The organism is Massilia sp. CT11-108 (genome assembly GCF_047302915.1).
Lineage (GTDB): Bacteria > Pseudomonadota > Gammaproteobacteria > Burkholderiales > Burkholderiaceae_D > Telluria > Telluria orientalis.
Window position 1 is genome coordinate 1 of record NZ_JBKYMO010000186.1, and the last position, 10640, is coordinate 10640.

At 66.2% G+C, this 10640-nt stretch carries 11 protein-coding genes; 5 read left to right on the forward strand and 6 right to left on the reverse strand.

What is annotated here, in order from left to right:
- Positions 1-168 precede the first annotated feature (168 nt).
- On the forward strand, positions 169-1050 hold the full coding sequence (locus ACEN88_RS15980; RefSeq protein ID WP_413341094.1) for a LysR family transcriptional regulator: 882 nt from the start codon (positions 169-171) through the stop codon (positions 1048-1050).
- Here ACEN88_RS15980 and ACEN88_RS15985 read toward each other — a convergent pair.
- Positions 1047-1235: a hypothetical protein gene (locus ACEN88_RS15985; RefSeq protein WP_413341096.1), complete on the reverse strand. Its 189-nt coding sequence runs from the start codon at positions 1233-1235 to the stop codon at positions 1047-1049. The genes ACEN88_RS15980 and ACEN88_RS15985 overlap by 4 nt on opposite strands.
- Positions 1236-1339: 104 nt before the next feature.
- On the opposite strand from ACEN88_RS15985, the gene ACEN88_RS15990 reads away from it, so the two are divergent.
- From ACEN88_RS15990 to ACEN88_RS16000, 3 genes are all read left to right on the forward strand, one after another.
- A complete protein-coding gene (locus ACEN88_RS15990; RefSeq protein WP_413341097.1) occupies positions 1340-1843 on the forward strand; it encodes a hypothetical protein in 504 nt (167 codons plus the stop codon).
- A gap of 10 nt (positions 1844-1853) precedes the next feature.
- On the forward strand, positions 1854-2366 hold the full coding sequence (locus ACEN88_RS15995; RefSeq protein WP_413341098.1) for a hypothetical protein: 513 nt from the start codon (positions 1854-1856) through the stop codon (positions 2364-2366).
- Between the two features lie 112 nt (positions 2367-2478).
- The gene (locus ACEN88_RS16000; RefSeq protein ID WP_413341100.1) at positions 2479-3465 is read left to right on the forward strand and encodes a DUF535 family protein; all 987 of its coding nucleotides are present in this window, start codon (positions 2479-2481) and stop codon (positions 3463-3465) included.
- An 8-nt stretch (positions 3466-3473) separates the two neighbouring features.
- Here ACEN88_RS16000 and ACEN88_RS16005 read toward each other — a convergent pair whose 3' ends face one another.
- Genes ACEN88_RS16005 through ACEN88_RS16015 form a run of 3 tightly spaced genes read right to left on the reverse strand, consistent with a single transcriptional unit; the run spans position 3474 to position 8391 of the window.
- Positions 3474-6302 carry an ATP-binding protein gene (locus tag ACEN88_RS16005; RefSeq protein ID WP_413341102.1) on the reverse strand — a complete coding sequence of 943 codons (2829 nt, stop codon included), beginning with the start codon at positions 6300-6302 and terminating at the stop codon, positions 3474-3476.
- Between the two features lie 9 nt (positions 6303-6311).
- Positions 6312-7013, reverse strand: coding sequence for a hypothetical protein (locus ACEN88_RS16010; RefSeq protein WP_413341104.1), 702 nt, complete (start codon positions 7011-7013; stop codon positions 6312-6314).
- Complete coding sequence (locus ACEN88_RS16015) at positions 7006-8391, reverse strand: hypothetical protein (RefSeq protein WP_413341106.1); 1386 nt, start codon at positions 8389-8391, stop codon at positions 7006-7008. The genes ACEN88_RS16010 and ACEN88_RS16015 overlap by 8 nt, the downstream gene beginning before the upstream one ends.
- A 249-nt stretch (positions 8392-8640) precedes the next feature.
- On the opposite strand from ACEN88_RS16015, the gene ACEN88_RS16020 reads away from it, so the two are divergent.
- Complete coding sequence (locus tag ACEN88_RS16020) at positions 8641-9084, forward strand: hypothetical protein (protein ID WP_413341108.1); 444 nt, start codon at positions 8641-8643, stop codon at positions 9082-9084.
- A gap of 94 nt (positions 9085-9178) precedes the next feature.
- On the opposite strand, the gene ACEN88_RS16025 is transcribed toward ACEN88_RS16020, so the two are convergent.
- Complete coding sequence (locus ACEN88_RS16025; RefSeq protein ID WP_413341109.1) at positions 9179-9463, reverse strand: hypothetical protein; 285 nt, start codon at positions 9461-9463, stop codon at positions 9179-9181.
- Positions 9464-9687: 224 nt separating this feature from the next.
- Positions 9688-10640: PLP-dependent aminotransferase family protein (locus ACEN88_RS16030; protein WP_413341110.1), on the reverse strand; the 953-nt coding region annotated here is incomplete at its 5' end.

Consider the following 10640-nt stretch of genomic DNA (forward strand, 5'->3'; position numbering starts at 1 on the left):
CCGCCGGCGGCGCGACGGCGAGCCGCCCGGTTTCCAGTTGGTCCGCGCCGCCCTGGCGGTGGATGCGCACGTGTTCGATCAATTCGTCCATGTCATTCTCCTGTTGATGGGAGCCTCATGGTAGATTGATCAAAAATCGTCCGAAATCCCAAAAAATCGCCTTTGACCGTGCAAAAATCGATAAGTCAACCACTCGACTGGGACGACATTCGCTACTTCGTCGAACTGGCCCGCCAGGGCAAGCTGAGCGCGACGGCGCGCGTGCTGGACGTCGAGCATTCGACCGTCGCGCGCCGCATCGGCATGCTCGAAGCGAGACTGGGGGTGCGCCTGTTCGACCGGTTGCCGAAGCACTGGGCGCTGACCGTGGAAGGCGAGGAATTATTGACGCAGGCGCGCCGGGTGGAAGACGAAGCGATGGCCTTCGCGCGCGCCGGGGCGGGTGCGTCCGCCCTGCGCGGCGTCGTGCGGCTGTCCGCGCCGCCCACGTTCGCGAGCAGCTTCCTCGTGCCGCACCTGGGCGCGTTGCGCGCGCGCTGGCCCGCGCTCACGCTGGAAATCATCGGCGAAATCCGCCAGGCCGACCTGTACCGGAGAGAGGCCGACCTCGCGCTGCGCATGGCGCGTCCCGGGCAGCCGGGACTGGCCGCGCGACCGCTGGCGCAGATGGGTTACGGACTGTATGCGGCGCCCGGCTGGTTCGAGCGTCCGCCCGACGAATGGGAGTTCATCGGGTATGGCGAAGCGATGAAGGACACGCCGCAGCAGGCCTGGCTCGCGAAATTCGCTGCCGGACGCGCGTACGCGTTCTGGACCAATGACGCGGCCGCGATGGTGGCCGCGTGCCGCGCCGGCCTCGGCGTCGCAGTGCTGCCGCATTTCCTCGGCCGCGGCGATCCGCTGCTGGTGCTGCACCCGGACCACGGCCACGTGCTGAGCCGCCCGCTGTGGCTGGCGGTGCATCCGGACGTGCGCCGCTCGCCGCGCGTGACGTTGATGGCGGACCTGCTGGCCGACCTGCTGCAGGAACACGCGGCGCTGCTGGCCTAGTGGAACGTTACGCTCGGATTCGGATCGACCGGCGGCTCGTCGTTCTGCGGCGTGCGGATGGGCGGCTGGTGCGGGTCGGCGGGCTCGAACGGGTCCGGCGGCGGTTCTTCGATCGGCGCGGGATCGGGCGCCCGGTGCGCGTGCTGCCCGATCGTATGCCGCCTCGCGGTCAGGTCTGGGATCATGTGAGGCTCCTGCTAAAGATGCCAAAACATTACCATGGGCAGCGGTTTGCCGACGCGCGCCTGGATTACAATGGCGGATTCGACAGAAAATTCCGAGGAATCCCATGTTGCCGACTCCCGTCGTTGCCGCCGTGCTCGCGCCCTTCGTGCTGTGGCGCATGGTCAGCCGCATCAAGCGCCTGACGACCCGCCAGCGTTCGAAGACGTGGCGCCACCGCACGACGCTCGTGTTCTTCCCGATCCTGCTGCTGCTCCTGACCGCCGTCAGCATCAAGACGAACCCGTTCGCCCTCGCGGGCCTCGCGGCCGGGCTGCCGGTCGGCGCCGTGCTGGGCCGCATCGCGATCGGCAGGACGCGCTTCGAACAGGTCGGCGACGATTTCTTTTTCACCCCGCACGCGCCGATCGGCATCGCGGTGGCCCTGCTGTTCATGGCCCGCATGGCCTGGCGCGCGTACGAGTTTTTCGCGCTGGGCTCGCTTGCCCACCACGAGTTCGTGTCGAGCCCGCTGACCCTCGTCATCTTCGGCGTACTGGCCGGCTATTACATGAGCTATGCGTTCGGCCTGCTGTCCTGGCGCAAGCGCACCGCCCCCGTCTCACCTTGAGTTTTAACGCATGAGTCTTACCACCCTCGCCCTCATCGCCCTCGTTCCCCTGCTGATCTGGCGCATTCATTCGCGCCTGAAACACCAGATGACCCGGCAGCGCTCGATCCTGTCGCGCCACTACACGGGCCTGTTCGTCTTCGTCGTCATGATCCTCATCCCGGCATCGGAACTCGGCGACCGCCCGTTCCAGCTGGCCGCGCTGGCCGCCGGCGCCATCGGCGGCATCGCGCTGGGCAGCTACGGCCTGCGCCGCACCCGCTTCGAAGACACGCCCGAAGGCTATTTCTTCACGCCGCCATCGCGCATGGGCATCCTCGTCGCCATGCTGCTGGTGGCGCGCGTGGTCTACCTCGGCATCGAGATCTACATGAACCAGGGCAGCAGCCGCCCGAACCCGCGCTTCACGGACAGCCCCATCACGATGCTGTGCCTGGGCTTGACGGCCGCCTATTTCGCGACGTTCTCCGCGGCCCTGATGCGCTGGCGCCAGCGCATGCGCAAGGAAATCGGCGACGCTTGATTCGCTTGATACAGCCCAATGCGTCATGCATAGCCCTACGGAGAATGGCCGCAGGGGCTATTTGATGTATTGACAACCGTGTCGTGGCTCCAGTCGTTTGCCTGGAGCACGCATGGTCTTTTCCCTCCTCACCCGCCATTGGCTGGCCCGGCGCCACTACCCGTTCGCGTCCTGGGCAGCCTGCATCATGCGCAGCCTGCGCGTGCTGCTGTTCCGCCGTGCCCACGTGGAATTGCTGGCGATGGACGTCTACCGCAACTACGTGACGCAGGTGCACGACGACGTGTTCCACCACCTGAGCCACCGCAACTATCTCGCCAGGGGATTGTCGCTGCGCCAGCGCGTGCGCTGCGTGCTGACGCATTACCGCTTCGAGGACGCCACGTTCGACGCCGCCTACAAGCACGCCGTCTACCGCGACGGCGGACTCGTGCTGTGGCAGCACGAGGCGGACGGCAGCAAGGTCGAGATCCGCCTCGGCATGGCGCAGCGCCTGAACGCGGAAGGCGATCTCACCCTGACCCTGCTGGCGAACGGCAGGCGTGTCCACCGCCTGTCGTTCAGCTGGGTCGACGAGCGCTTCGCCGGCCTGGCCGGGCTCGGCGCGGCCGGCATCCTGCCGTTCATCGCCCGCAACCAGGGGTACCGTGCCGACGAGGCCGACGCCGTCGATGCGTTCCGGCGCGCCTTCCCGCCAGACTCCCCGCTGGTCACGACGCCCGGCTTTTTCTGCTGCGCCGCCCTGCAGGGCATCGCGCAAGCGCTGGGCATGGGCCACGTGGTGGCCGTCAAGTCGGCCTGGCACTGCGCCTGGCTGCCGTCCGACGACAAGCATTTCGCCACGGCCTATGACAGCGTATGGCGCAGCCTCGGCGGCACCGACATGCCGGGCCGCGCGTGGTGCATCGCCCTGCCGTTCGAGGCCAGGCCGCTGGCGGCGATACCGTCCAGGCACCGCAAGCGCGCGGCGCGGCGACGCGCGTACTGGCAGGGCATCGGCGACGCGGCACGCGAGGTGCTGTCGCGCCATCTGACGGCGCAGGCACACAAGCAAAACGGCCGGCGTCCCCAGGAACGCCGGCCGCTGCAGCCATCATGACAATGCGGTCAGGCCGCGTGCGCTTCTTCCCCTTCGCGCCGTCTCTGCAGCACGAAGATGGGCTGCGCCCACTGCGTGTCCTTCTTCTTCTTGCTCGTGATGAGCGTGAGGTCGGAAGGATCGTAGACGTCCGTGTTGTGCGTCAGCGGCGTCGTCATCAGGTATTGCGCGTCGGTGTTTTTCAGGAACTCGCCGACCAGCTGGATGTTGCGGATGTCCAGGTGGGCGAACGGTTCGTCGATGAACACGAAGCCGCCGGAACCCTCTTCCGATTTCAGCAGGCCAATCAGCAGCACGAGCGATTTCATGACCTGCTGGCCGCCCGACGCCTCGCCGTCGTTCATGCCGATCTGGCCCTTGCCGTCGAACTTGAAGCGCACGTGCAGGCCGGCCTGGGCCAGTTGCACGTCGTCGTTCTCCAGGCGGACCGGGTCGACCGAGACGTCGATGTTCGCCAGCTCGCCCAGTTCGCGGATGTTCTTCGAATAGGTCTTGATCGTGTAGCGCAGGCGCTCAATGTAGGCGCCGCGCGCATTGTCCGTCGCCTCGATCGCGCGGTTGTTCTGGTAGCGGCGTTCTTCCGTCTCCACCTGGCGGCCCGAGAGCTGGTCGTTCAGGCGCGCGTACTGGTCGATGACGGTCGGGTCCTGTTCCCAGTCCGCGCGCGCGAGCGACGCGTCGAGGGAGTTCATGCGCAGCTTGACCTGGTGCGCGTTCTGGTGCGTCGCGACGAGGGCCGCACGCTGCTGCGCGCTGCGCCACGACTTCGGCACGTGGCGCCACGCGCGGCGCAACGTCAGCAGCTCGCGCGCATGCTCGCTGCGCTGCTCGATCACGCGGCGGTTGTTCAGGCGCATGCCCGCTTCCGCTTCCGACAGCGCCATGCGGGCGTTCTGCCAGACGGTGTCGGCGCGCGTGCGCGTGACGGTCGCGTTCTTGATCAGGACCTGCAGCTCGCCCAGGCGCGCCCCCACCTGCAGGCGCTCGGCCTTCAGCGGTTCCAGCGCACGCGTGGCTTCTTCGAATTCGGCCTGGCGCGCCGACAGCTCCTTCGCGGCGTCCACGCCGGCGATGCGCACGCGCAGCGCGGACACTTCCGCCGCCAGCTTGCTGATCGCGAGCGTCAACGTGTCTTCCTGCGCTTCCAGCGCCGGCAGCGAGCGCTGGATGGCTTCCAGGCGCTGCGTCTTGCCGGCCGCACCGAAACGGTAGCGCGACGGCTCGACGAACAGCGAGCGGCCGCCGCGCCGTTCCCTGTGATACGCGTCCGGCGTGATCCATTCGTCGGCGTCACTCTTGAAACCGTCGTCGACGGAATCCACGCGCTCGATGCGTTCCAGCTGGTCGATCAGCCAGGACGGCGCCTTCGACGAGAAACGCACGACGGACAGCAGCGTATCGTCCTTGACGACCGGCGCGTCGACGCAATCCGGCACGATGAAGTGGCGATAGCGCTCCTTCTCCGCCAGTTTATAGGCGGCCGACGCATCCTTCGCGCGCTCCAGCAGCACGACGGACGCGTAGCCACCGAGCACACCCTCGACGGCGCCTTGCCACTTCGGATCCGTCACTTCGACGATGTCAGACAGCATGGCGTGCGGGATGCCCGCATCGCGCAGCGCGCGGCGCATCTGGCGCTGGGCTTCCGGCTCGGGCATCGTCGTCTTGCCCTGCAGCGCGCTGATCGTCGCCATCTCGCCCGCGATTTTCGTGGCCAGCGCTTCGCGTTCGGCCTTCTTCTTCGCGAGTTCCGCTTCCTTCGCTTCGAGCTGGGTCGCGACTTCCGCGATGTCGGCGCCGGCATCCGCCGCCAGCTTGTTCAGGCGTTCCTTCTGTTCGAGCAGGCTTTCCAGCGGTTTCAGTTTCGCGTTCACCTGCGTCAGGCGCGTCGCGAGTTCGTTCGCTTCCTGTTCGAGCTTCACCTCCTGCTGCTGCGCTTCGGTCAGCGCGCGCTGCTGGGCGGCGAGTGCGTTGCGCTTTTCCGTCAGCAGGCTGTCGGCCTGCATCAGCGGCTTCTTCGCCTCGCGCAGCGCGCGGCTCACGTTCGCGGCCTTTTCGCGCGCTTCGTGGTATTCCAGGCTCGGCAGCACTTCCTCGACGAGGGCGCGGCGTTCCTTTTGCAGGTCTTCCCACTGGTGGTAGTTCGCAACGCGCAGGCGCAGGCCTTCGAGGTTGATGCGCGACGTCTCCAGCTCGGCCTCGAAGCGCTTCAGCTCCGACTCGGTGTCGCGCTGGTGGCGCTTCGCCTCGTCGTACGCGTCCAGCACTTCCTTGTCGCCGAACACCTGGAACACGAGGTCCAGCAGCTGGCGCGGCGCGTATTCGCACAGTTTATCGGTCTCGCCCTGCTCCAGCGCGAGCACCTTCGACATCGCGGGCGACAGGCCGGCCGACGCGAGGCGCTTGCGGTAGTTCTCGACGCCGAGCCAGTCGGTGGCTTCCGTCACTTCCTCGATCTGGATATTCCCCGGCCGCATGAGGTACTGGCGCTTCCAGTCGCCGCCGTTCTTCTGCACCTGGCAGAACAGCGTGACTTCGTCGTCGCTGAAGAAGCCGCTATGCCGGAACGGGCGGTTCGACAGCTGGCGGCCGGACGGTTTGTTGTCGACGACGGCGCGCAGCCAGGCACTCTGCTGGCCCGAATGGCGCGCGTAGTGTTTATAGGTCCGGCCCATCGAGCAATCGAGGCCGAACAGCGTGCGCAGCGCGTCGAGCAGCGTCGTCTTGCCGGAGCCGTTCTGGCCGGCGATGGTGATGATCTTGGCGTCGAGCGGGATGTTCTTGATGCGCTGCCAGTAGTCCCAGTGGACCAGCTCGAGGGATTTAATGTGGAACATGCGTGCCTCTTAAGCTTGTGGCGTTTCGGTGTCGACCGGTTCGTCGTTCGCGGCTTCGCTGACGTGACGGCGCGGTGCGGCCGCCACCGGTGCGCGCTTGAACACGTCGGCCAGCGCGCCGTTGATGATGCGTTCCTTCAGCACGTCGGTATCCATCAGGAGGTCCAGCAGCGGACCTTCCAGGATCACGTCGCCGCGGCGCTCGATGAAGCCGAGCTTCGACAACAGGCCCAGGTTCATGTCCATGCGGGTCTTCTTGCCCAGCTTCTCGCCGAAGTCCGCGAGCAGCGTCGTGTACGAGATGCCGATCGACGTATCTTCCGCGCGCGGGATCGGGTTGTCCTTGTCGAACATGTCGGACTGGTCGATGTCGATGGCCTGGTGCGTTTCCTGGCGCTGGCGCTTGGGCAGGATGATCTGCGCCCACAGCACGACGAGCAGCGCCACGCCGTCGCGCGTGAGGCCGAAGTTATTGTTCTGCCAGATGTCCTTGGCGCCGAAGATCTTCGGTTCGACGTTACGGTGCAGGGCCAGCGTGACGTGGTCCGCGTACACGTTGTCGAGAAGCTTCAGGCCGCATTCGAGCAGGCGCTTGTCGATCTCGGCGCGGAACTGGTCGTCGGACAGCGCGCGCTTGACCATCTTGTCGTCGCGGCGCAGGGTCTGGTGCGTGAGCAGTCGCGCGATCAGGATTTGGGCGTCGTCATTCATCTTGCGTCTTGCTTTCCGGGGTGCTCGGTAGATCGAGATTCAGTGAGAGGGTCGCGCGCGAGATGGCCGCGATGTGCGGGTCGTCCAGCGGGATCATTTCGTCGGCCGAATCGAAGCGCACCGGCAGGCGCGCCAGTTCGGCGGTCGGGCCCTGCAGGTTGGCCTCGGCCGGATCGCCCAGCAGCGGCAGCAGCGAGGCGCGGTACGATGCGACGGCAAAGCTGGCCGGCAGCAGCGATTCCTGGATCGGCACGCTCTTCGGTGCCCCCTCCGCCATGATGGGGAAGTTGTCCAGGTTGGCGAAATCGGCAAGGCGGCGGATCCAGTCGTCCAGTTCCGCCTGCATCGCCGGGTTGTCGTTGATCGTCATGGCCGCGTCCTCGCCGTTCGGCAGGCCGCCCGGCGCCATGGGCGCGACGCGTTCCATCATGAGTTCCGTCTCGGCCACGTCGATCATCTCGGCCGGCGTCGTGAACAGCGGGACGACCGGGCGGTCGATCGCGTCCTCGGCCAGGCTGGCGAGGTCGTCGTGCGCCAGCAGCCAGCGCTTGATGTCCGTCGTCGACAGGCCCGACTGGCCCAGGTGCACGCGCTGGCGCTCGATCTGGTTCAGCGCGCGCGAGAACATCCCCTGCATGTTCAGGAGCTGCGACTGGGCGCGGCCGATCGCCTGCGCGGCGCGGTGCGTGGCGGAGTCGGCGCGCTCGTCGGACGTGATGGCGCGCAGGATCACGGAGCCCTTCTCGACCCAGTCGCACGCCATGTGCCACTTCGCCTGCGACGCGCGCAGGCGGAATTCGGAACCGGACGCGATCGCGTCGCGGAATTCCTCGTGCAGCTCGACGAGGCGGCCCAGCAAATGCTTCAGCTGGTCGACGGTGATGCCGCCGACGGCCTGCGCACCGGCCACCTGCGACAGCAGGAAGCCCATCTCGGCCTCGTCCTCTTCCGGCTTGCCGAGGGCGAGCAAGGTGTCGAGCGCGGCCAGCACGTTGCGCGCGAGCGGCGTGATGCGGTAGACGGCGGCCGGGTTGTCCCACGCGAGCAGGCCGTGCGTACGCAGGCGGCCCAGCACCGTTTCCAGGCTTTCCGGGATCAGGTAGGCGAACTTCGTGTTGATGTCGGCGCGCGAGAAGGCGGAATCCATCGCGTCGGACGCGAGCTCGCGCAGCACGAGCAGGCGCACGATGACGCCGTCCTGCGAGCCGTGGAACAGCGCGGTGAACGCCTGCAGCATGGGCTGCGCACGCTTGAGGTGATATACCTGCTCGATCTCGTCCGGCGCCACTCCCTCCTGGAAGTGCGTCTGCAGCGGGTCGAGCTCATCTTGCGCCGGGATTTGGGAGTCGGCGGCGGTTGCTGCCAGGTTGTCGATCATCGTAAGGCTTACCAGTCTGCTGTCGCGCGCGGCCTTCTGGACCACGGGCGCGGGGGCGTCAGTATAACAGTTAAGGCTTGGCAACTAATACGGAACGCCCGCGTACGGTTCACAACTGGTGAATATGCAACGGAATCGAAGCGCCGCTTGACTTGCCAACATGACAACATCAGGCGCGCGCCCCTCTGATCCCGACAGCGCGATAATGAACGTTGCGATATTTACATCATCTTCATGAGGAGGAATGCCATGCAACGCACACTTGCGGCCGCGGTTGTATCCACCTTCCTGGCCGCCTGCCTGACCCCGGCCGCCGTCCTGGCGGCGCCACTCACCCCGAAGCAGCAGAACGGCATCAACTACGTCAACGGCGGCGTCGGCGAGGAAGAGCAGGCCGCCATGAAGGCCCTGCGCGCCGACTACAACCTGCTGCTGACCTTCGCCACCAAGCAGAGCGGTGCCTACCGCTCCGACGTCCAGCTCGATATCTCGGATGCCAAGGGTGCGAATCTGGTGACCGCGGCGAATACGGGGCCGATGTTCTTTGCCAGACTGCCGGCGGGCACGTATCGGATCAGCGCGGCGGCGGAGGGCAAGACCTTCAAACGGACCGTCAAGGTGGGCAGCGCGCCCAAGGAGATCGTGCTGCATTGGGAAAACGACAATCCGGATGATCCGGGGCCGCAAGAATAACTGCCGGTATCTTTCTTGCAATTTAAACAAGTCGAAACACGCGTTCGATAGCGTCGTTCGGGCTTGCACCTTCGCTATCGCCCCATTGCAGACCTTACTGGAAACGCTTGAAGCCGAAAAATAAAATAACGGCCACAACAACCCAGAACCCGGCACGCGCGACAAAGCTGTAAACGCCGGCGCGAGGGTGTTGTGCGGACGTTACAGCGACTGGTGTCCGATAGCGCCACACGATGCCCGCGGCCAATGTATTGATCAGCAAGCTCAAGCAGAAAGCCTTCCAGTCCCAGCCCAGAAAAACCTGGAGCAGGATTGACGTGATGACGAGGGGAATCAAAATCGCGAATGCTTGTTTTCGAGTGGGAAATCGCTTGTTCATGGTTAGGATTCTTCGCGCTGCTGCGTTGATTGACTGGCCTGTTTTCGACTCTACACACGACACTGTAAAGATGGCGTAAAAACTGGTCTTCAATACGTGTTCGCCGTCCGGTTTTGGCCCCGAAGCGGACGCGCCCAAAAGTTCCGAAACTCTTCGGTTTCAACAAGTTTAGCGGTTTCAACTGCGTGCACAATCATCGTTTTCACCAGCCCCGATTCCGATATTTACTTGCCCTTCAACGTACCCTCCTGGCCCGCCAGCCGCTCGACAAGCGCATCCATCCGCTCCACCGGCACCTGCGCATACCCGAGCAGCAGCCCGTTGACCGGCTCCCCACCGGGCACCGCATGCGCCGACAACGCATTCACCACGATTCCCTGCGCCCGCGCGCGCCGCACGATCTCCACGTCCGCAATGCCATCGGCGGGCAGACGCAGCGCCAGATGCATCCCGGCCGAAGCCCCTTCGACGACCGCGTGACTGCCCACGTGCCGCCCGAGCGCCTCGACCAGCGCATCCCGGCGCTGCCGATACAACCGCCGCATCCGCCGCAAATGCAGCGCGAACTCCCCGCTGCGTAAAAACTCCGCCAGCGCCAGCTGCTCCGCCGGCCGCCCCGCCGCTGCCGACTGCGCGCGCATGACGGCCAGTTGCGGCGCCAACCCGGCCGGCACGACGACGAACCCGATGCGCAGCGCCGGAAACATCGTCTTGCTGAACGTGCCGCAGTACAGCACGGGCGCGTCCGCCACGAGACCCTGCATCGCCGCCAGCGGCGGGCCTTCGTGGCGGAATTCGCTGTCGTAGTCGTCCTCGACGATCAGCGCGCCGGCCGCACGCGCGCCGTCGGTCAGTGCGAGGCGCCGCACCGCCGACGTCACCACGCCGATGGGGTACTGGTGCGACGGCGTCGTGTAGATCAGCTTCGGGCGGCGCGCGCTCCAGTCGTGAAGAGACGGCGCCATGCCCTCCCCGTCCACGGCGATGCCCTCGACGATCAGGCCCGCACCCCGGAACGCGGCCAGCGCGCCGCCGTAGCCGGGGCTCTCGATCCAGGCGATATCGCCCGCGTCCGCGCACGCGTGGGCGCACAGGTCGAGGCTCGCCTGCGTGCCGTCCGTGATGAAGACCTGGCCCGGCTCGCACACGACGCCGCGCGACGCGCGCAGGTAGTCCG